This window comes from Shewanella psychropiezotolerans (genome assembly GCF_007197555.1).
GTDB classification, from domain to species: Bacteria; Pseudomonadota; Gammaproteobacteria; order Enterobacterales; family Shewanellaceae; genus Shewanella; species Shewanella psychropiezotolerans.
The window spans coordinates 5,603,486-5,625,564 of the sequence record NZ_CP041614.1; the positions used below are offsets into that span (position 1 = coordinate 5,603,486).

Annotated in this window: 27 protein-coding genes; 3 read left to right on the forward strand and 24 right to left on the reverse strand. The window is 43.4% G+C overall.

Features of this window, described 5'->3' with window-relative positions; translation table 11 throughout:
- Positions 1-297: 297 nt before the first annotated feature.
- From FM037_RS24490 to FM037_RS24500, 3 genes are all read right to left on the reverse strand, one after another.
- Complete coding sequence (locus tag FM037_RS24490; RefSeq protein ID WP_144048152.1) at positions 298-1,224, reverse strand: pseudouridine synthase; 927 nt, start codon at positions 1,222-1,224, stop codon at positions 298-300.
- A 281-nt stretch (positions 1,225-1,505) separates the two neighbouring features.
- Positions 1,506-2,081, reverse strand: a complete 576-nt coding sequence (locus FM037_RS24495) for an LON peptidase substrate-binding domain-containing protein (protein WP_144048153.1) — start codon at positions 2,079-2,081, stop codon at positions 1,506-1,508.
- A 266-nt stretch (positions 2,082-2,347) separates the two neighbouring features.
- Positions 2,348-3,406 (reverse strand): patatin-like phospholipase family protein, encoded by a 1,059-nt coding sequence (locus FM037_RS24500; protein WP_144048154.1) that lies wholly within the window; start codon positions 3,404-3,406, stop codon positions 2,348-2,350.
- Positions 3,407-3,520: 114 nt separating this feature from the next.
- Here FM037_RS24500 and FM037_RS24505 point away from each other — a divergent pair, with 114 nt between their 5' ends.
- From FM037_RS24505 to FM037_RS24515, 3 genes are all read left to right on the forward strand, one after another.
- The gene (locus tag FM037_RS24505) at positions 3,521-3,961 is read left to right on the forward strand and encodes a hypothetical protein (RefSeq protein ID WP_144048155.1); all 441 of its coding nucleotides are present in this window, start codon (positions 3,521-3,523) and stop codon (positions 3,959-3,961) included.
- A gap of 158 nt (positions 3,962-4,119) precedes the next feature.
- Entirely contained in the window at positions 4,120-4,581 is a 462-nt protein-coding gene (locus FM037_RS24510; protein ID WP_144048156.1) for a YhcH/YjgK/YiaL family protein, read from the forward strand.
- A 412-nt stretch (positions 4,582-4,993) separates the two neighbouring features.
- Positions 4,994-7,291: an aminotransferase class V-fold PLP-dependent enzyme gene (locus tag FM037_RS24515; protein ID WP_144048157.1), complete on the forward strand. Its 2,298-nt coding sequence runs from the start codon at positions 4,994-4,996 to the stop codon at positions 7,289-7,291.
- 187 nt (positions 7,292-7,478) lie between these two features.
- Here FM037_RS24515 and mepA read toward each other — a convergent pair whose 3' ends face one another.
- From mepA to FM037_RS24625, 21 genes are all read right to left on the reverse strand, one after another.
- Complete coding sequence (gene mepA, locus FM037_RS24520; RefSeq protein WP_144048158.1) at positions 7,479-8,396, reverse strand: penicillin-insensitive murein endopeptidase; 918 nt, start codon at positions 8,394-8,396, stop codon at positions 7,479-7,481.
- Between the two features lie 199 nt (positions 8,397-8,595).
- Entirely contained in the window at positions 8,596-8,931 is a 336-nt protein-coding gene (locus FM037_RS24525) for a hypothetical protein (protein WP_144048159.1), read from the reverse strand.
- 22 nt (positions 8,932-8,953) lie between these two features.
- The gene (locus tag FM037_RS24530; protein WP_185976900.1) at positions 8,954-9,220 is read right to left on the reverse strand and encodes a hypothetical protein; all 267 of its coding nucleotides are present in this window, start codon (positions 9,218-9,220) and stop codon (positions 8,954-8,956) included.
- Between the two features lie 20 nt (positions 9,221-9,240).
- Entirely contained in the window at positions 9,241-9,879 is a 639-nt protein-coding gene (locus FM037_RS24535) for a hypothetical protein (protein ID WP_144048160.1), read from the reverse strand.
- A gap of 24 nt (positions 9,880-9,903) precedes the next feature.
- On the reverse strand, positions 9,904-10,143 hold the full coding sequence (locus tag FM037_RS24540) for a hypothetical protein (RefSeq protein WP_221937445.1): 240 nt from the start codon (positions 10,141-10,143) through the stop codon (positions 9,904-9,906).
- Between the two features lie 199 nt (positions 10,144-10,342).
- Positions 10,343-10,564: a hypothetical protein gene (locus FM037_RS24545; protein ID WP_144048161.1), complete on the reverse strand. Its 222-nt coding sequence runs from the start codon at positions 10,562-10,564 to the stop codon at positions 10,343-10,345.
- 149 nt (positions 10,565-10,713) lie between these two features.
- Positions 10,714-11,046 carry a hypothetical protein gene (locus tag FM037_RS24550; protein WP_144048162.1) on the reverse strand — a complete coding sequence of 111 codons (333 nt, stop codon included), beginning with the start codon at positions 11,044-11,046 and terminating at the stop codon, positions 10,714-10,716.
- A gap of 69 nt (positions 11,047-11,115) precedes the next feature.
- A complete protein-coding gene (locus FM037_RS24555) occupies positions 11,116-11,472 on the reverse strand; it encodes a hypothetical protein (RefSeq protein WP_144048163.1) in 357 nt (118 codons plus the stop codon).
- 79 nt (positions 11,473-11,551) lie between these two features.
- Complete coding sequence (locus tag FM037_RS24560) at positions 11,552-11,890, reverse strand: hypothetical protein (RefSeq protein WP_144048164.1); 339 nt, start codon at positions 11,888-11,890, stop codon at positions 11,552-11,554.
- Between the two features lie 374 nt (positions 11,891-12,264).
- Positions 12,265-12,687, reverse strand: a complete 423-nt coding sequence (locus tag FM037_RS24565) for a hypothetical protein (protein WP_185976901.1) — start codon at positions 12,685-12,687, stop codon at positions 12,265-12,267.
- 313 nt (positions 12,688-13,000) lie between these two features.
- On the reverse strand, positions 13,001-13,333 hold the full coding sequence (locus FM037_RS24570; RefSeq protein WP_144048165.1) for a hypothetical protein: 333 nt from the start codon (positions 13,331-13,333) through the stop codon (positions 13,001-13,003).
- A 42-nt stretch (positions 13,334-13,375) separates the two neighbouring features.
- Complete coding sequence (locus FM037_RS24575) at positions 13,376-13,723, reverse strand: hypothetical protein (RefSeq protein ID WP_229381011.1); 348 nt, start codon at positions 13,721-13,723, stop codon at positions 13,376-13,378.
- Positions 13,724-13,780: 57 nt separating this feature from the next.
- Positions 13,781-14,221, reverse strand: coding sequence for a hypothetical protein (locus FM037_RS24580; RefSeq protein ID WP_185976902.1), 441 nt, complete (start codon positions 14,219-14,221; stop codon positions 13,781-13,783).
- A gap of 296 nt (positions 14,222-14,517) precedes the next feature.
- Positions 14,518-14,880 carry a hypothetical protein gene (locus FM037_RS24590; protein ID WP_144048167.1) on the reverse strand — a complete coding sequence of 121 codons (363 nt, stop codon included), beginning with the start codon at positions 14,878-14,880 and terminating at the stop codon, positions 14,518-14,520.
- Positions 14,881-14,933: 53 nt separating this feature from the next.
- The gene (locus tag FM037_RS24595) at positions 14,934-15,251 is read right to left on the reverse strand and encodes a hypothetical protein (RefSeq protein ID WP_144048168.1); all 318 of its coding nucleotides are present in this window, start codon (positions 15,249-15,251) and stop codon (positions 14,934-14,936) included.
- A gap of 59 nt (positions 15,252-15,310) precedes the next feature.
- Positions 15,311-15,637 carry a hypothetical protein gene (locus FM037_RS24600; RefSeq protein ID WP_144048169.1) on the reverse strand — a complete coding sequence of 109 codons (327 nt, stop codon included), beginning with the start codon at positions 15,635-15,637 and terminating at the stop codon, positions 15,311-15,313.
- 30 nt (positions 15,638-15,667) lie between these two features.
- The gene (locus tag FM037_RS24605) at positions 15,668-16,000 is read right to left on the reverse strand and encodes a hypothetical protein (RefSeq protein WP_229381012.1); all 333 of its coding nucleotides are present in this window, start codon (positions 15,998-16,000) and stop codon (positions 15,668-15,670) included.
- A 351-nt stretch (positions 16,001-16,351) separates the two neighbouring features.
- A complete protein-coding gene (locus tag FM037_RS24610; RefSeq protein ID WP_185976903.1) occupies positions 16,352-16,828 on the reverse strand; it encodes an SUKH-4 family immunity protein in 477 nt (158 codons plus the stop codon).
- Between the two features lie 14 nt (positions 16,829-16,842).
- On the reverse strand, positions 16,843-18,024 hold the full coding sequence (locus FM037_RS29830; protein WP_229381013.1) for an RHS repeat domain-containing protein: 1,182 nt from the start codon (positions 18,022-18,024) through the stop codon (positions 16,843-16,845).
- 13 nt (positions 18,025-18,037) lie between these two features.
- Complete coding sequence (locus FM037_RS24620; protein ID WP_144048172.1) at positions 18,038-18,433, reverse strand: hypothetical protein; 396 nt, start codon at positions 18,431-18,433, stop codon at positions 18,038-18,040.
- Positions 18,400-22,023, reverse strand: coding sequence for an RHS repeat domain-containing protein (locus tag FM037_RS24625; RefSeq protein ID WP_144048173.1), 3,624 nt, complete (start codon positions 22,021-22,023; stop codon positions 18,400-18,402). Before FM037_RS24625 ends, FM037_RS24620 begins: the two co-directional genes overlap by 34 nt.
- Positions 22,024-22,079 lie beyond the last annotated feature (56 nt).

Sequence of the window (22,079 nt, forward strand, 5' to 3'; positions counted from 1 at the left end):
TCTAATAAATTTTTACTACAAATCTAAGCATAGATAACCAAGCCATATTTAGGCTCACTAGAGAACACCTTTACAACAAAATACCAACGCTACCGACAACCAAACACCAAAAAACCAACAAGTGAAGTTTATTATTTTCTCTTGTATCGATTTTGTGGTTTTATTAGCTACAAAATCGTGATAGGTGCAGCATTTTATTTCAGTAGCAGGTGACGTACAACCGAGATGAACAAGGATTAATCAAACTGATAAATGAGAGAAGGCAGAGGGAGAAGGAGAGAAAGTAAACTCAAAAAGTCATTTCAATAGGTATGTGATCCCGTCGACCTGAATATCATGGGGCTGCGAAGTCAGAGGATCGTTAAACTTCAATCGCTTAGCCACTAGTTTTAATGGACGGGCATAGTCATCAGCAGACTTAGGCTGTAAATTTGGATAGCAAGTATCATTGAGTATGGGCATGCCTAAACTTTGCATATGTACTCTTAGCTGATGAGTGCGTCCCGTAATAGGAGATAAGTCAAAAACACCTATTTCATTTATCACCTGAATCAAGCTGATCTCTGAATGGGTATTAGGCTCTCCCTCGACCACTTTCATAGTAAAGGATGGCTCACCTTTCACCATGCAGTTTTTCACCGTCCAATGGATCGGAAGCACCAAGTCACCAGCTTGATAGCGAGCCAACAGCTCGGGAGTTAATATAGCTAACGCTTGATATTCTTTGGTTATTTGATGATTCTTAAACAGATCGTGATACTGAGTACGTGCCTCGGGATTGAGGACCATAAGCACTATACCCGCCGTCGCTCTGTCTAGCCTGTGAGCGGGCACTAGTGTCTCAATACCGGTTTTAAGCCGTAATCGATTAACTAGACACTCATTAACGAAATTACCACTGGGGTGAAGCGCCAAAAAGTGAGGTTTAAAGGCTAATATGATCTGCTCATCCCGGTAGAGAATCTTCTCCTCGAAGGGCACCTTAGCCTCAGACTTGACCTCACGGTAATAATAGACTCGCGCTCTGGGTTTGAAAGCTGTGCCTAACTCGATAAGAGAGCCATCTTGCCAATGCACCTTGCCATCAATAATACGCTCTCGCCAAATCTCACTTCCAACCTGTTCGAAACGTTCGACAAGAAAGCTCAGTACGGTCGGTTTATCGGTCACATTTTCAGGAAGTACCACATAGGAAGCCTGAGAGGCACGAACGGATGAAGGCATGTTAACTCTAGTAAGATCAGCATAAAGACAGGGGGATTTTAGCAGAAAAGCTGCTACGAAAATGCGAGTTCGGCTATGAAACGCTTCCGAGGACGGGTTTCACCCTGCTAGAACGGCTGAGAAGCGCCTCCGAGGACGTCGCTTTGCGACTGCGAGGAAAAGAAAAGTCAGAAGATGAAAAGCTTTTGCTTTTAGCTCGCAGCCAACTTGTTGGCGTCCTAGAAGTGAGCTTGCGAACGCTCTTGACGCGAAACGTTCTCGAAGCGCAGCGGCCTCGCACATTAGTCCGCGTGCGATTTGATCAGCTCAAGCACGAAGTTCATGGTCTTGTGGCAATCGGGTTGATTCAACAAAACTTGCTTATCTTTGCTATACAAGGGAAGCACCTCGAGCCAACGCTGGCTGACCCAGGTCGCATCATCGAGATGTAGATTGGAATAGAGGCCAAATAGATCAGGATTCACTTCATAAAACTGCTCTAAAGCTGCACTGATCAATTCAAACTCTCCTCTTATTGGCTCTTCGCACCAATTACTACCAGGCAAGGTTTTAGATATCCACACACCATCACTTTTCTGAGCCGCAGATAACACCTTCACTCTCTGCTTTCCTTCCAGAACTATGCCTAATGAATCATCATCGAGTAGGTTGAAATCGATGATTTCACACTGAGTGGCATTGGGATAACAGGGAGGCTTACCGTTGGGCAGCAACATCCCGAAAGCTAATGGATACTTACCTTTAAGCACATCCGCAATCACCTTTAAATATGCTGGGCCCACGATTCTAATTTCGAGTCTGCCATCGGGCAATAACACGGCATCACGCGTGATTAACGCCATCTCCTGTGTTCGCATCGTAACCTCCTGCCTAAGGCTAAGTGACTGACAAAAAGCGCTGTCTCTCTCGAATTTGGAAACTGCCAAGGCAATATTCCTAAAGTGTAGCAGTTGCAGAATTAACTGCTAATTGAACAAGTTTGAGCCTTTATGAATACAAAGTAAGGCTAAAGTCAGTTTTTGTTGCCTAATCCCAACACTATTTACGGCACTCAAGCTAGACTATTCCTTCACTGTATTAGACACATATTAGCCAGTATTTGTTGCAATAGAGTATGGCGAAGTTAATAGAAAGGCTCGAGACGGTCCATAATAGCCCCCCGAGCCATCACCTCAGCAAACTCATCCGCTAACACCTCACTCATAGTGATAGTCCTATGCCAATATGCCATTCTTTCCTCGCTGCAGAGATATTTAAAATCACTACGATCGGGTAATTTCCCATAGGGTAAAGAGGCTAGATACTCATCACTGGGCACCACTATCAGTGCATTGTGATAGTTCGTTTTCGCCTTGCGCCAAGGCAAAGATTTATCGAACCAGCCAGGAGTAATTCTAGAATAGAAATGAGGGTAGATTGTCAGGCCTTCAGCATGTGAAAGCGGCAAATCGAAATGGTAATCTGTGATGCCACCATCATAATAATGCCCCCGCGGCGCTCCGGAGATATCGGTGACTGGTGCCAGCACCCAAGGAATAGACCCAGTAGCTAATAATACCTGAGCAATATTATCTTCACTCAAGCCTATATGCTTACTGGGAAGATCGTTAAGCGTATTGAAGGGAGAACTTGCATCAAACGAACTAAATAGAAACCGCTCAAAATTAAACCCTAGCGAGCGGCGGCTAATCAGGTTTGCCGTCGCCGTGGTAGCGAGACCTAAGCCTAATGCTAGCCTGCTCGATAAACGGTTTAGATGTTTCCCTCGGCATGCTAAAAAATGACTCTTGATTATCTGATGTCCGACGATATCTCGCCCCGCCTCATCACCCAGCAGACCACTAATAATTACCTTAACCTGATCCGATACATCTTGGGCAGTCGGCTTAATATCATATCTTTGGCCTATATATAGCTCCTCTAAGCGGGCATAAGCAGATAAAGGATTATCCTGAGCTAAACAGGCCAATCGCCATGCGCCAGACGAAGCACCTAAGGTGTGCAGAGGCTCTTTTCTATCTCTAAAAAACTCACCAAACAGATATTTATCTAGCCCGGCTATGCCAATCCATTTAGGACCACCGGATGCCGCCAGCAGTTGAGAAAATAACTCAGGTTTAAGACCTCTCTGTTCGATCTTTTGGTATGCGGTCGGTCCCGCGAGGAAGCGCAATGCAGGCAAATCAATTACTCCAAAAAATATTTATGTGACATTATTTAACAAAAGTTAACTTTTTAAAATAGAGGCGCTAATATAGCTTATAGGATAGAAAACTCTTGATAAGGAATATCAAAGATGGAAGACACCAAGATTCGCCCCTTCAAAACCCTATGCATGATCATAGGAATTGTCTCAACGGCCTACATATCATACATTATTAAGGTCAGCTCTTTCGACTCAGGCTGGGATCTTGTAGTGCCGCTACTGTTTATCTGCACCTGCATCAGTTGGATATATTTTATCTGGCAACAACAGATACAATTTACCGCTAATTCAGTTAAATTTATTAAGCTTTCTCTAGAGAGTGATTGGGGGCCAGCAAAAAACCTGTCAGTCAAATATGATGAGATCAACTCGGTACGTTTACTCGGTGACCAGCTGTATATCCACGCCACCAAGGGCAAGATAAGTTTTCCACTAAAGCCTAAGTCAAAAATAACTAAACAACTGAAAGTGGCTTTCGAGAAACGAAATATTCCTTTTGAGATAAAATCTTGCCTAATACCTAATACCTAATACCTAATAAATAGACGCTAAATACTTGGCGCTAGCACCTTAAGTCCTTTATTTATCTAAACCATGACTCTCCTGTGCTCTGATTTATTACTGCTCTTGTATAAAATGGCATGAACGCTAAACTCGTGCCATAAATAGCAAACTAGTCAGAGTCCAATATGATCGTCGACACCTTAAATAACAAAGACCTTTACTCACATATCAGCCCACGAATAGCAGCAGCTTTAGCTCATTTAGCCGAGACAGACTTCACCAAAGTGGATATCGGTAACTATGAACTCGATGGTAAAAACCTCTTCGTTATCGTCAATGACTACGAGACTAAACCCAGAGAAGTTGAACCCTTTGAGGTCCACCAGCAGTATATCGACGTGCAATATGTGGTGAGTGGTGAAGAGGAGTTCGGCTACCTTCCGTTAGCAGAACAGACACCCTCAAAACCCTACTTTGCCAAGCATGATTACGCCGAATTCGATTATGAGAACAATAAAAGTGAAGCTGCTTTTATCCCATTTAAAGCCGGCATGTTTGCCATTTTCTTCCCCCAAGACATGCATATGCCCGGTACTAGCACATCGCCTCAACGAGTACGTAAAGTCGTAATAAAAGTAAAAATATAACTTAAACGGCGATTTCACCCGAATCCCTACGAGACATCAAAGCTGTACAGTTTAATAACGACACTGTGATCACCGCAGGACTAGCCGGTAAGGCGGAGTTTGAAAGCTCGCCTCTACGGGCGTAGAAGTCGTGATAACCTCATTCCCAATGGAATAGCTTGATCGAAACGGTCAAGGCCAAATTCCAACACTAAACCAGCAAGAGATCACAGACATTGCTGAGATAATGAGCTCCAATAGGGGCTCATCAATCAATACTTCCAGTACTTAAAAAAACTAAAAACGTGATCTTGATCATTTAAGCTAAACTGCTAATATAACCACATCGAATTACATATATTAAATAGTTATATAAATGTTATTTATTGAGCACTTGTATAACGAAAAAACAAACAACAAGACGAGTGCCCTTATGAGTCAAGTAGCCCATTTAAGCCAGATCTACCTAGATGCTAACGCCACAACACCTGTACTTCCCCAAGCTGCACAAGCTGCATTGAAAGCGATGGAAGAATTGTTTGGTAATCCAAGTAGCAGCCATATCACAGGTCTTCAAGCCAAGAACTTGATGGAGCAAACCAGACAGCGAGCTAAGGTATTACTGGGGACAGGCCAAGGTAAACTCATCTTCACCAGTGGCGCTACCGAAGGGATTCAAACCGGTATTCTGTCTGCTCTTATCAAGGCCAGAGAAAATATCGAACTAGGAAAACAATACACAATTCTTTATGGTGCCACCGAGCACAAAGCCGTACCAAACTCACTGGAACATTGGAATAGTATCTTAGGCCTCAATGCCGAGATTAAATCCATTCCCGTCGATTCATTAGGTAACTTAGATCTAGAATTCATCGCACGCGAAGTCCCTAATGCCTTGATGATCTGTACCATGGCCGTCAATAACGAAACCGGTGTATATCAAGATCTCAAGCGGCTCGAACAGACGATTCGTAGTCACAATACCGATATATTCTGGATGGTTGATTGCGTTCAGGCTCTGGGGAAGCGTCCGCTAAAGCTGAGCGAAACCAGTATCGACTACGCCCCATTTAGCGGCCACAAACTCTATGCCCCCAAAGGCATTGGTTTCATCTATATTCGCGACTCTGCTCCTTTCACTCCCTTTATCGCAGGTGGCGGTCAGGAGGGCGGATTACGTTCAGGCACAGAAAACCTACCTGGACTTGCCGCCCTCAATGTGATCTTCGAAATGCTACTCGACCATGACAACTCCTGTTTTTCGACTGCTGAGAAACTTGAACAATACAGACAACAACTGGTATTGAGTCTTACTGCGGCTTTCCCTGAGATCGTATTTAATCACAGCTTCGAAAACAGTGTAGCCACTACGCTTAACTTCGCCGTTCCAGGATTTAGCAGCAAGGAGCTCATGGATCTCTTCGATGCCGCTAATATTCGTGTCAGCTCAGGCTCGGCTTGTAGCTCTAAGGTCACCCGCAGTTTCGTACTCGATGCCATGGGCTTACCCGCCTGGCAGAGTGAGTCGGCGATTCGCCTCTCTTTTGGTCCAGCTATGACTCAAACCGAGGTTGACGCCGCCTGTGACAGAATTCAACTTGCCGCCAGCGCCTTAACCCACAGTTGCCTGATGTTAGATGACACTCAATTAAACGATGATAAGGCCCCTCTCGATGGTTTAGTACAACTCAGAGGCGGAGCAAGTTGCACCTGGATTTACGCTGATCTGAAAACGAAACAGGCACTGATTATCGATCCACTGCCCGAGCTAGAGAAACGTATCAATACTCTGCTCGAATGCCAGCAACTCTCGCCAATCGCCATTATCGATACCCATGGTCATGCTGACCATATCTCGGGCCGCGTCGCCTTGGCCGAGAAGCACCTCAAGCATCAAAAATGTGATCACTTAGGTTGGCCTGAGGCGAGTGAAAAAATACAGCTTGATGACACAGAACTCGATATGATTAAACTAGGTGAGCTATCTCTTTTAAAAGTCGCCTCACCGGGTCATACCGATGACAGCATCAGCCTCTTGTTAACATCTGACATCACTAAGCTCAAAAGCTCGACCCGATTCGCCTTCTGTGGTGATACCGTACTAATGGGAAGCTTGGGCAGAACCAACTTCAAGTCCAGTAGTTCAAATAAAATGTTCCACAGCTTAAAACAACTCGAACAGTTAATCGGCCCCAACACCTTACTTTGTGCCAGCCATGACTATAACAACGAGTTTACCACCAGCTTGATGGCCGAAGTGACACGTAACTCTTTGCTCGATGATGTGCTTAAAGGCCAAGTCACCGAGAGCCAGTTTGTCAGTAGAAAAGCAAACTTAGACGCAAACCTTAATGATGAAGTTGGCACCGAGATCATGTGCGGCGCCTATACGTCCGATTGCCATAAATTGGCCATCAAGGAGTACGACGCTTCCAGTCTTAAGCTAGAACTCGGGCAGTCAAACAAGATCAAATTAGTGGATATCCGTGAGCCTCACGAATACGCGCTGCAGCACTCCCTCGGCATGGATACTGTAGAAACAAGCAAGAGTATTAATGTGCCTATGACACGCTTAGTACAATTTATTCAAGAGCATCAAGCCGATAAAAGCAACGAGTGGGTATTAGTGTGCCGCAGTGGCAGTCGCTCACTCGTAGTTGCCCAAGCCATGCAAAGGTTAGGGTTTAGTAATATCGCCCATCTCAAGGGCGGTTACGCCTTGAGTAGCTAACCTCTGGCTTAACTTAAAATGAACAGGCGAATCGATGATCGATTCGCCTTTTTTCTACCTTTTGTCCCGTGTCCCGTCCTGAAATAGGTTGCCCCTCATTCCTTATTCCCTATCACAGCACTTGCTTCGTTAGAGTCGATAGGAATTCCAGTGAAAGTGATTCAAATAGCGATAATTCAATGACTTTTTACTTTAATAGCTGCGCGCACTGCTCTGGCTTAACTCTTACATGTTTAGCCTCAGGCTTTTTGGTCTTATCTGTAGGCTGCTTCACTCCAGATAGTTGCCTCTTCCACCAACCGATATCTTCACAGCCGCTACCGGGTCTTGGAGCCTGCTGATTTCGACACAGGCTATCACCGAGCGGGCAATGCAGACGCACATGCATATGGAAGGAATGCCCCCACCAGGGGCGCACCTTATTGAGCCAGCTATACTCTTTCGATTTAGTGCTTCCAGAGAGAGAAACTTGCAAGCTTCTCCTACATAATTCTTGTTTAATCACCGGATTAACGAAAATACGGGCCACCTTAGGGTCTAAGGCCGCCAGCCTAATCATCTCGGCATGCGCTTCTTGCCAGTTATCATTGAGTTTAAATGCCCCTTGATTGACGACATCCAACTCCTCGGGAGACTCTCTGCGCGCTAAGGTTTGCATCTGAGCGGCGCGCCTAAACCAGATATCCACATCCAGACCAATCTGATGACTGGCATGACCCGAGGTGAATGTCCCACCCCTGGGCATAGAAATGTCAGCGATCAAGAGATCCTGATAACCAGATGACTGCTGATTGTGATAAGAGAATGTATGTATTTGTTTGGAAAAACCTTGAATAAACGCGATAAGATCTGGATGGCCATAAAAGCGATTGCGCGAGCTACGAATGACCTGATATCCCTCCCCAGCTAACGGCAGAGCCGCCGCTCCCGCTAAACAGCCGTTAGCGTACGAACCTATGGCATAGCTGTGCTCTACAGAACTGGCATCTGATTGATGCACCGAAAGGGGCGCTGGAGATGGCATCTTAGCATCACTCCAGACATTCGCCCGACAGCAAAATGAGCTCAAAACGAACAGCACCGATAAAACCCATTTCAATGTCATAGTACTAGCCACTTAATCAAACTGAATCTTGCTACCTGCTGACCCTTCTATTCACCGAAAATGCAGTGAATAATGATCTTCTCAAACCTTAACTAACTCTAGTTTATGTCCGTTCAAAACAATGACTACTGAACATGAGTAAACCTAAAATTAATACACGCATTTTTCAGTTCCTTTAACCATCAAAATACTCGAGCCTTTAATTAACAGAGATATAGCCAATATGACAATAATCATTGCCGGACGTCTTTTCTTGATTGGTATAGAGGCGAACCGTAGTACCAGACATTTTTGCCGCAAGAAGCACACTGACAAAAACTTGATAATTACTATCATCGTCATTTAAGTATGCCCAACCACTGTCATTGCCACACAGCTTAGGTGCCCCCTCAAGAGTGACTCGAAAACCATAGTTCTTACCGTGGGTAACATCTATAGTATTAACCTGTCCAATAACCGCACCATCCCAAGCTTGAGCGTCAAACGTCCAAAGCAATGCAAGTAACAAAGTAAAAAACACAACCAGATACTTCATCAAGACTCCAAATATAAATTCATTAATGTGTCAGCAGCTGAACCGTAGAGATATCCTCTCCATCACCCCAGCGTGTACAGCTATGCTTTCCCGTTATCTTTACTGGCGTTTTAGCCATATACGCAGCAAGTAACATACTGAATTGGCTCTGGCCATAACGAGTGTTCTCATCTTTGGTCATCCAATAGCTATGAGTTGCTGAACATTCAGGACGCTCAATTCTCCCCTTCTCACCTGTAAGAAGTGTAAACCAATGCAAGCCTTCATCCCACACCATGACGTTAATCACTGTCCCTTGCTGAGCACTGGCTAAAGATTTAAATGCCTGTCTACCACTTTAGCCATCACGCTATCTACGGCCTGCTTCATCAATAAAACTGACAATGCGCCATCACTTTTCAGATCGGCTAATGGATAACTGGGGATAACATCTCTTTGCGAATTTTCGTCAGTGGCAATGAAGTCATTTAGATAGTGATATTCGAATTGCTCTGCCTGACTGACCTTCACCAGGATAACCAGCTCGGCCGATGTCGCATCATTTGCCCCTCCCGTCGTTTTAAAGCCGTATCGCTTTATCTCTATATTTGGAAATTCAGCAGTTAAATCACGGCTTGCTTCACCCAAAAAAACAGCCTTCCAAGCAGCTTGAGACTGAGTCTCGATACTCTGGGAAATATATGAGTTCATGTCAAAACCACTGACTCTTGCAGGCTCTTGGATATCTTTGGCAATCCCAACATCAATGGCAACGCCTAACGCGATACCGACCGGCCCCATTGTCGACATTAAAGCGAAACCAGCGCCGGCTCCTTTGCCTTGAAACTGTATGCGATTAGGTTCTGAAAAATGAACAGCAACAGCTGAAGACTCATCCCCATAAAAAGAAGAGCAGCCAACCACAAGTTGAGCCACAATCAAACTAAGCAGGATAATGCGTTTTTTCAAAATTATGTCCTTAATTTAACAAGGTTAATCGGGTGATTTTTCGATAGACATTTTGAGTGGATCCCCATGGTTCACAACTGCCAACATCACTGTAGGATACTGTGACACGTTTCCCAGCAGCCTGAGCGGCCACATTCTAGTCCGCTGCTCCGGCGTATTTGCGCTACTGATAGCAAAAGTCGACGCACTGGAACACGCCTCAACTGCAGTACCTGGTGAGTCTAAGTTAATGAGGATCGTATCTCTGCCAGCATAGGTTGTCATGCTATTCACCTTGCCGGCCGTGTCTAACCAAACGGCACTCGAAGAGAAGCTCATCAGCATCAGACAAAACAATATAATATAAATGGTTTCATTTTTTATCTCTATGGATTCATAATGTAATTAATACGACAACGATTTTGTATATCAGCACTATGGCTGATGACTTGGATACAAATACGCTCTTTAGCCATTTTTGCGGCTAATGCAAGACTAAATACATAGTCTTTATTACTGCCCTGATGGGGATATAAAAACCTCCGGCACATTGGCTTGGATTAGTCTTGTATTCGACCCAAATACCGTAAGTATCACTGCCACCAGCCCATACCCTTAACCTCTGGATATCACCACAATGATTCTCTGCAGCCTGAGTAATAACAGGCATTATCAAGCTAAATAAAATGATTATTCGAAAAAACATATACCACTTCCCTGTTATTGATCTGATATTTCTAAATGTTACAGCATTAATTAGGCGGCTTAAGAGAGTGAATATCAGATTTTTTCTGCTCCCTGCTGCCATCTGCGAATGGCTTATTTGCATCTAGCTTTGATATGTTAAGCGAATAATCAATACAGCTCCAACCGCTTAAGCCCTTCGATACTACCATTGACGATGCACACACCTGATCCAACTAGTTTTAGCTTTTTTTTAGCGGCATATGCCGTTAACAATTGCGCGTAGACCTGCTTACCAAACTCACTGTCTGTTGACAAAACATAATCCCAGGTCGCTGTTGAATGGCAATTATCTCTCGTCACCACGCCTGCTGTTTTAATAAAGACCTTTTGGCCGTAGGTGCTATCCATCATAAGTCGAGTAATTGTCGTATCAACAATTTCAGACGCAAAGACCGTAGAACAAGCCAACGATGACATCACTAAAAAGGGGATTTTACCCACACTAAACTCCTTTGTTCATTCTTGTTCCTGACCGCTAACTCTTTATTCAGTCCAACCATGACTTACTTATTACTCCGACAACCAAATACGGTCTATTTTCATGTAACCACTGATAGTGCCGCGCATCTGAATTTGCACATTTCGTTGACAGGCTTGCGCAGCCAGGGCCGTTGAGTAAAACAACTTGGCAAACTCCGGGTTATCAGACATTTTTACCGCTGCTGCGGCGCCTGTCGTCAGTGACATACTGGCGGTGCTTCCTTCGCCAGGATCCATTGCTGTATCAAAATATAACAAAATGAGATTGACTGAATTCACGTAAATCCGGCTCACTTTGCCATGATATTGGCAATAACCATCATAACAAACTGGAACGGATGCTAACGCCGTAAAACTGGCCAGCATTAACATCATTAACTTTTTCACTCGACACTCCTTGTAGGTATTTCTCTTTTCTACGTATTGACAACCCATCTATTTAATCCTGCACAGCATAGATAGCTGGCTAAAAATAGGTTTTCTGCAGGGTAATTAGATCAATTTCACAGCTGCCATTTTGCCGGGAATATGCCCTGACTTTTTCACCTGACATGTAACCTGCCATCGCAACGCTGAGCATCTGATTAATGACGGCATCATCGTGTTGCCCATAAGTAATCGTCCCCACCCCTTTACACGACGCCTCACTTTGATGGCTCGCACTCGCAGCAAAGTGCACCTTGATGACTTTACTATTAGAGAAGTCATACAGCTTGATTCCCGTTAACGTGCCATAAGCAATGTCGCGTGCATCAGTGGCACCACTTATTAAACAGCCCAATATAAACACAGTGACTAATTTCATCGACGCTCCATCCATTCACTCTCTCATTGACATTTATTTAATTTTAACAACATTGAAGGTCGAATATGGCCCGTGACACCGCTCGCAGTCAGACGCATCGGCATTACAGTTCTCAACGTCCTTTGCCGAGTTCGAAGCCGCCAATAGTAGCTAAAAATGGCGCTAATTCAAGCTCTCCGGCCTCAGAACATATCCCCAAATGGGTACCACAGGGTTCAGGGGTCCCTCCAGCTCAATACCGAAGTCAGGCGCGTTCGAGCATTCATGAAGATAAATACTCGTAACCTTGCCTCTATACCTAGAGTCATTACCCGCCCGTGCCATTGAAGCGCATCCCCCATCATAAGCACAGCGCATAACCTCTTGTTCATCAGTTAATTCAACCCTGAGGTAATTTGAATATTGATGATTTTGCATTGCGCGCCATTGCCATTGGTATAAACAGTAATCGTCTTACCCGATAACGACATCGCGAGGGCGGTAGCATACACCCGGTGTTGCTCCTCTGGTGTACCATTAAAATAAATCCAACCATGACTGCCGCCATCACAATTATCCGGCGTGATATTACCAGTGAGCCTAATCGCAGGAGACATTGCCGACGCCATCAGTGACGTCACTAGCCCTGTAGCCCATGTTGTCCCCGCAAAAGCTGAATTTACCATGCATAATGAAATTACCATCCCAAGTATCCCCAGTTTAACCATCAACATCATTTCACTGTCCTTTGGGTTACCAATATTGAATACCCTTAATCGATCCTCGGCCCAAAGTACCAGCCACTGAGTGTGGACCATGCAGGGTGACTATTTGTCGTGCAGTCTTTGCCGTCATTAAACCAAAACATAACGGTCTTTTGTGCCAGCTGTGCGCTCAATAAGCTTGAGTAAATCACTTTACAGTTGTCAGGCGGTACACCATTCAACTCTTGAGACACTGAGCACAGAATTGGCCATACAAGCTCGCCTATTTGAGATGCTGACACCGACCCATTCTTTGGTGATAAGGTTAATCCTACGACATTTCCCCCACAGGTATAATTAGCGCTAGCAAGACAAGGGAAAACCAACAATAAAAGGGAAAATATCCTCAGATTTTTCATAGAAATACTTATCCCTTTACTGAAGATATATGTTGAATCGCGGGGATCCCTTGATAGCAGCCAGAAACCGTAAAGCTGATTTTTTTATCGGCCATGTAGCTGGCTAATAGCAATGAATAAGCTTCACTAAAATGCGAATAAGTGTCAGGCAGGATGATGTAATCGCTACGACCACAACTGTCAGGGTCTGCAAGGTTGGTGTGCTTTAACAATACGCCGGTATGGCCATCATAAAGCAGCATCATGGTAATATGTCCCGATGCAATACTGCCAGCGGCGCTCGCCGTTATAGGCAAAAGACAGAGCGCAAACACGATGAGATATTTGATTGTTTGGTTCATACAACATCCTTGTCAATATATTAAGCAGTGCTAAAACGGTTTCTATGGATAGATAATCACATATTTGGCTTTCACGTAATTCGGGAGATTAGCGCAGGTCAACGCGCCATTTTGACTATTGATATACACACTCACAATTTTACCCGACATTACTGCCGCCAAAACTAACGCGTTACCTTTGTCTGATGCAGGACACACCCACTTCCCTTTGGACCCATCTGTTTTAAAGGCTGTATTGCCATCACAGGTATTGGGGTAATCCATCACCACAGTGACCTTGCCATTGCAATTAATGTCAGCAGCCAGCAGGTTTGAACTAAAAAATGCCCCAGTTAACAGCAGAAACGTCTTGAGTTTACTCGCCTTGTTAACATTTATGTCAAGTAGCATGCGTTATACTTCTATTTTTATTCTTATGGATATTGGTGTTGTCATGAGCGTCATGGGCTATTTATATATCCAAACACTCACAATTCTAGGATGGTTATTATTCTGTCCGCTGCAACCATTAAGCCAAAATCTCACTGGTTTTTCAGCCATAAACGCAGCCAGTAACGTTGAATGTAGCGTTGAATAGTTTGCATCACTGGGTCTAAGCGCAAAGTAACTGACACTGGGGAAATTGTCTGGATTACTCTCGATATTTGGCACATGTACCATGGTCCAACCATTATTGACATAAATGTTCTCTATCAAGCCAGAGCCCGTTCCGCCACTAGCATGCGCAACGACTGACATAAAGAGAAAAGTAAGAATATAAAAACCGCTTTTAAATATCTTCATAGAATTATCTTGTATTCTCAATAGCATAGAGCTTGCACCAGAAATTACTGCTCCCGCTCCATTTAATATGATTAAGCCCATACACCCTAACAGGGGATTTGGCATGATAAGCGGCCAAAACCATACTCAAATTAGCATCAAAACCCGCATCAGATTTAGAGATCCAATATCCATAACAATTGCTTGAAGGGTTATTCACGGTAAAAATGACATCACCTTGTTGATTGTATGAAACTAAACGCTTTATGGTAGTTTGCCCGGTAGACTCAGTTTCCGCAAAGCAATCAGTCGCGCCAAATGACAAAAGTAGCACTAAAATAATGGACTTAATCATTGTTATTATATTTCTCTATTGACTAAAACTACACCTTACCAGCTAAGCTGATAAGCACTGCCTAATGTTAATCAAAAATATATAGCGCACCAGAACGCGTCATGATGTTATAAGTGACTGCAGTGGTTGAATGCCACGTTACTGGCTCACAGGTATGTATATAGGGTCTTACTTTCTTCCCTGCCATATAAGCCGCTAATACGGTTGCATACAATTTATCGTACTGAGGGTGATCACTTTTAACGTAGAATTTATTCTCCTGAGTACAGTTGGCAGCATTGCCAAAGGCACCATGAACCATAAACCCACCACCACGTTCAATCTCTATATGCGTCGGAATGGCGGGAGTAGACCAAGCCCCGGCATAACAATCACTGGTCAATATGAAAAGAGCAGAGATAGCAAACACTGCCGTGATAATATGCTTCATAGGTAAAATCCATTTAATTCAATAAAATTGATAGCCAGTTTAATCAACTACCACTAATTAACTTCCTGTAAGCCCGTGATAATGCATGTTGTCTGAGTATTATCGATAACATACCTCAAGCTCTTTCCTTTCGCTTTGGCCGACAGCGCATAGGCATATAGAGCACGGTTAAACTCGGTGCCACTCATATTAATCTGACCACGGCTATAATTGCAGTGATCCGCAAATTGAGATGAACTGATGTAAGCCACGCCGTTATTTAAACTTAATGTCCAATTTGTCAACGTCTGACTGGGCCAATAACGCTTAGCTTCAACAGAATGTGGTAAAAATAAAAAGGCTAAAACTAACAATAAACGTAAACTACGCATCCAAACTTCCTGCTACACAAACGTCCAAAAACCATAAAACGGTATGAATGCTTATCGCATCATTGTTTATCAATCGTCACATAGCGAATAGTACAGCCAGCAGAATTATCATCAGTTCGGACAGAGACTTTTTTGTCAGCCATTTGTGCCGCTAATAATGCAGAGAAAATCATATCAGCGCCAGCATCCGTGGTTTTAAACGTACTGTAAATATTGGATACCGCCGCACATGACATCAAGGTTTCATCGCCACTGGTGCCGACATAAACCGTCCCAGAAGCATTAATATAAAGCCTTTCAACATAGACGTTATAACAGCCCCGCTCGATACAGGTGGCTAACGCATTACTGCTTATCAGCAGCAGTGCTAATAATAAAAACCTCATTTCAACATCCCTTTTATCTATGACTTAAAGCTAATCATCAGAAATGGCTAAGGTATTGATATACCCATTTGCATCTTGAGCTCCAGCGTTAAACGTGACAATAACCGAGCTATCAGCGTGTTTAGCCGCTAATAATAGAGCAAAAAATTGATCGAACGCGATATCTGCATGCTTCACAGTAAAGTAGCTAATACCAGCAGGCATAGTATCTAACTTATACAACATGCCCCCTTTCCAGCTATTGCTCCACTCACCGCCATAAAGATTCATCCGCACGACTTTTCCTGATTGGTTCTCAGCAAAAGCCAACTGACTAAATAAGGTTAAAGTCAGCAGGCATAACACTATCGTAATTTGTTTCATATTCATCCCTGATGTTATATTTTTAGCTAAAGGCTAATGGGCTCTGGCCCCTTAATAAATAAAGTTTACTCTGACCCCACTTGTTATTGAGCTAAAGGCCAATGGGCTCTGACCCCTTTATCTGATACATCATTAATAACAAAGCCCCGACGAGCCAGGGCAACCGCATGAGTGTATGATTTTTACTCACTAAGTTTGATTATGATACTACATCATTCTCAATCGATAGCGCCGCGGGCGTTTACCATACAAGTTTAGTGTTAAAAATAATCAGCTTTTGTTCAAAAAACGTTCGTGATCTCGCCCTGCCCGACGAGCGAGACTTTGGATTCAAAATATTTCTATTCTTAGTTATTTACTCGTTAATAATCTTTGAACTTCATTCATCCAAAATGTACCTGGCAATGCAGCTAGAGGGTCTAATTGAGCCAGTTCAGTGGCAAAAGAATTAATCAATTGACGTGGGATTGTGTTACTGATTACTGATTCTTCGTCAACCTCAATTGCATTGTCAATCATCTGAGCATACACCTTAAGTGTACCTCTGAACTGTTGAACACTCGAATTTACCAACAACTCTCTATCGCTGAATAATACCTTGAATGTATTTAATGATATAAATATATCTTGATCATCTCTATCTTCACCTAATTTTAACCTTCCTACACTAGGTTCAAATATATCGAAGTTCATATTAGGGGCGGCCCATTCTGGCAAACCTTTTCCCGATAAAACTGAGATATCTTGTGATGAAAAACCTAGTGTTCTCAAAAGAGACTGATCGGTTTTAATTAATTTGATATCTTCCCAAAATGATTCATTCTCCATACCGTTAACTATCCTCATTCAACCTTTGTAGGCCAATTAACACTCTTTAAGAATTTTTGTTGTTTATTCGTAGGGCTAGGGCTTCCACCTTTTTTGTCATGTACGGTACCATCAACATTTAAAGAAGTACCATCACTGAAATGTACATGTTCTTTTGAATCAGGAACACTTTTCTCAGCCGAATCAAACCTTTCTATACCTTTTGGGGTTTGACCCTTTTTTACCATCCCTTGCAGTTTTGAAGCTTTTGTGGCTATTTTTAAAGGTTTACTAACAGCCATCGCCACACTAACTGCGGCACCGGATATATCACCACTCGCAAGACGACTACCCGCGTCAATCAGGTCATTGGCACCAGACGCTTCCATTGCAACATCACTAGCGCCTTCGTTAAAAGCTTGAACGCCTTTTTCACCAAAACCTTGATCGCGGATCTGATTCTGAGCATCAATAAAGTCATTTGAAGCCATCCCCGTCGGGTCAGTATACCTATAAGGGTTGTTGTTCGCATAGGCATACCGATTAAACGAGTGTATATCCCTGAATCCGATAGGATCATTCGAGTAAAACCGCCCGATAAGTGGATCATAGTATCGTGCCTGCATATAGGTCAGGCCCAAATCTTCATCTTGTAGGTGCCCGGTAAAACCTATGCCCGCTTTCTCACCACCAAGACGCTTACCAAATGGCTCATATACACTGCGACTTGCTACCTGACCCGCTTCGTCAGTCTCCAACACCGGCGTGCCCAGCATATCAGTATGCTGGTAGGTCACCTTAGTACTGCGCGATACCGTGCCCGCTAAATACCCTACACCACATTGGTGCCTGACATTACAGGCTTGTATCTCTATTTTATTGCTGCCCAGTGACAAACCTGCCAAAGAGTAGCGCGTCCCGGTAACCTTGATGATGCGTTGTTGACCATTTTCATCCGTGATGATGATTTGGTAGTAACTGGCATTGCTCACCGCCGACCAAGTTAAGTTATAACTACCGTCGGTAGTCGTACCTGTCACACTGCCACTGCTGCTTGAGGGCATGATGGGAATAAAAATAGTGATATCCCCCACCGCGATGGGGATTAAGACCGTACTGCCCTGCACTGCATACGCGGGCTGACTCAAGACGCTGCCGACAAGGAGCAATAGGCTCATCAAACGGGTCATTAATGGTGCTAAATTTAGTGATTTCATGTCTACTGCTCCTTTATCGACGTTCAACATCGGCAATTAACTGCTTACCCAGATAGACACTGTCTATATGGTCTACGTGCCCGTTGTTTGCCTTGCGTCGATACAGCAGTTGCCCAACTTGGCTGTAAATACTGTAGTCATTATTCTTTTTAACCCGACGGTTATGACCGTCATAGCGATAAGGTATGCCCTTGGCTTCAACAAGTTGATTAGCGCGGTTAAATTTTAAGCCATAGCGGCCATTGTGGGTCACATTGCCGCGGGCATCGTAACCATAGCTATAACGGTATGCCCCCGTGATATTGTTCAGACGATTAAGGCTGTTGTAGCTATAGTTAAGCGTTGAACCACTGATACTGCGACTTAAGATGTTACCTAAGCCATCGTAACGGTAACTGCCACTCCCCATTTACCGTCAGCGGATTTCAATCGGTCCAGGCCGTCATAACTCATGCTGCCTATGTCATTACTGCGGTCAACCCAATCGATGAGCCCTGCAACATTATCATTTCGGTCATAACTTGGGTCTAAGCGTAAGAGGTAGCTACTCCCTTTAGTATCAGAAATAGCATCGATACGCCCGGTGGTATCCAAAGCCACATTTCGCACTAATCCGTTACCGTAAGTCAGCTGCTTTAATTGCCCATTGGGATGATATTTAGCATTACTGGCATAGTTGATATTGCCCAAAGCAGCTTTAGTCGGCTGACCCAAGGCGTTCGGTGAATAACTAATGGTTTTACCCGATGGATACTTGAGTGACGATACAGCCCCTAGACTGTTGTAGCCCCAATCCAGCACCATGCTTTTACTGTCCATTGACAGGGTTTCTTTCTCTATCAAGTTAAGCGAGTTGTACAGATAGCTCCAGCTGATGGTGCTGCTGCCACTGCCCGATACCAGTGATGCTAAATTACCATTAGCATCATAACGATAGCGATTATCAGGAGTGGCATCCGGGAAGTTTTCAATGCTCAGCTGGCCTAAATTGTCATACCCCAACAGCACTTTATGCGAGGCTGGTACCGATGACGCCGCACATCCACTACTGCCACCATTGGTGCCTTCGGCATACCAGATTGGCTGACGTTGAGCGTTATAACCATAAGCCGTCACTCCAGTTTCTGGGCGAGAGGTTTTACACAGCTGTTGATAACCGTCATACAAGCGTTTTTCGGTAACTGAACCTTGAGATATCGAGGTGACTTGGCCAAATTTATTATACGCTATAGAAGTATTGCTACTGTCAGGTGCTTGTATCAACGTGGGTTTGTCGTAACTTGGGCTGCCATAAGCCAGATAGGTTGTGGTGGTTACATTGCCTTTTGCATCGGTGACTCTTTGCTTGTTACCGCTGAGATATTCGATAGTTGAACTAGCACCATCACTTTGGCGAGTAGAGGTTTTAACACGCCCAAGCGCATCATAGTCTGTCGCCATACCTACAGTATTGCTAGCACTACTACTGGGGAAAGATTGCAACGTAGGGCGATTTTCAAAATCAAATGCATATGAGTTGTAACTGGTACTACTGCTATCAGCGGTATCTTTTTGTCTTGTCAGTGTTTTGCGTAACATAGCATCATAATAGATAGTTTTTTGATAACCAGCTTGAGCGATAACTTGTTTCTGCTGCCCAGCTAATATTCCGCTACCAGATATGCCATCACCAGCACTCACCACTTTACTGTAACTAATTATCTTATCAACCCAACGGCTATCACCGTAGTCGACCTTAGTTACCCACCCCACAGGATTGTAGCTATAACTTGTTTTATAACCCTTAAAATCAGTGACACTTTTGGTACTACCATCGACATTGATTTGAAACCTTGCCACCATAGTATTTGCACTACTGCCATTGGCAGTGTTGCAACCATTGGTAATACCACAAGGTAAGGTCACTTTACGGGCTTGGCCTCGATAATAATCTTCAAATAACTCGTAGCGTAACACTCCTTCATAATCGACTCTTTTTACATTACCATCTGCGTGATAACTGCTGACTTTTTTGAGTACCTTACCCATCACCTTTGTCTGATAGGGTAAAGATTTATACCCACCTGAGGCCGAATAATAGGTGGATTCATTAATTTTAGACCAGCTGACACCATCGCTTGATAACTCTCTGCTTGTTGGCAAACCAATAAGCCAGTTTGTATAATCATTATAGTAATGACGTTTGGTGTAATGCTTTATAGCAGATACATCTGATGATGCTTTTACTTGAGAAGGATGGCCAAATTGATCGTAGCCAGAATAATCAGTGTAAAACGTATCGGTACCGTCTGGTAGAAGATTACGATAGGTGACTTTTTTAGTATTGAGTTTATATCGCTCATTAGGATTGCCATGAGAGGTAAAATTTGTCCCCGTTTGCTGTGGGAATTGTTCAAAATCATTATATGTTGAGGACAGTTTTACGCCATTGGCAGCATACTCTTCGCTGTATACCGTTTTCCCTTGGGTAATAGAAGCATAATCACGATTCACATAGCTGACAGTTTTTGAAAGGTCAGGCCTGGTCACGGTGACTCTTCGATAATTAATAGCATCAACATATTGTGTCGGCACACTACCTGTCATTGCTGTGGCGATGGGGTCGCCATCATATGGACTAGAGTTCCCCGAAGCCACGAAACCGCCCAGACCTTCTTCGAAATCATAAATCCAAACTGAGCTTGCATTAATGTTCTGAATCGTTTTCTTTTTAAGTCGCTTGACCAAAAAACATCGTGGATGATAGTGCAGTTTAAAAATGGGGTTTCTTCTCATGGTCTGCGCTTTTACATGATTATCAAAATTTGGCTGATTACTGAACCCACTAATTTCAGTCACCCTTTCAAAAGTGGCTTTAGCACCATTAGGATGTGTTACTTTAGAAAATGTACTACCGCCAATTTCGCCTGTCATGGTATCGATGATACATTTTGCTTCGGGAACCCCAAATGAAGGTGAATACGTTATTCCTGAGCCGAACCCCTCATATTCCCATGAACTTCCATTTGGCAGAATTACCGATTTTAACCATTTACCATAATGGATATTGTCACCATAGACATATTGCCATTGCTTACCAGTATACACTTCGCTACCTGCATTATTAACGCTGTAAGTTTTTATATTGCTAACTATTTTTCTCGTTAAATCGTCGATATAAGATATTCTAATCACAGCGCCATCATTAGACTTTAATGAGAGTAGCTGGCTATTATCAGAAGAATATTCATAGTTAATATAGTTTCCAAACCTGTCTTCAACCTTAGAAACATACATATATCCTTGGTGATAACTCGTTTTCCAAATTTGATCAAACTTACCAGTATTAATAGTTTGTTTAATGTCAAAGTAATATGTCACACCATTGGGTGAAACAGCTTTAAACCCTTGGCCTTTACCATCTTGGCGGGCGAAGCAATTGATGCTCCAATTAGATTTAGTGACAAGCCTGCCCCCCTGACTAGTCTTGTTGTACAACATAGCCTCATGGGTCTGATCAGGCACATGTAAGATTGCTCCCTTCCATGACTCATCAATTTCAATATCACCTTGGTCTTGATGTAAATTGATACACTCTTGATTGGTATCCCAACCGTGAGATAAGCGGTTATACCTAAACATGAGTGACAAATTTATATGGGGAATATCCAGATACCAACCAGCAGAGCCAAAGCTTTTGTTATTACTTTCCTTAAGAACACTAGATTGAAATATTCTTTTAACAGACATATCAAGTTGAGAATTAAGCGGGATAGATACATCTTTATAACTAAACTGAACTGTTCCATTACTTAAATCAATTCGGTCACCGAAAGAGTCTTTTGTGAGAGGAGTAAGCTCAAAATTGGTCAGCATCTTAGACTGCACAATATCGTTGTCATAACCGCTTAAACTAGAAAACTCATCACCTCCAGGCTCCTTAGGACCTGATATGGCACTAAATGAAGTAATAAAAACGAATAAAGCACTCGCTGTAACCAGTTGACGAACAACATCCATATTCTTAACCCTCCCTAAATTTTGAACACTTTATACAATTAAGCAGAAACACACAA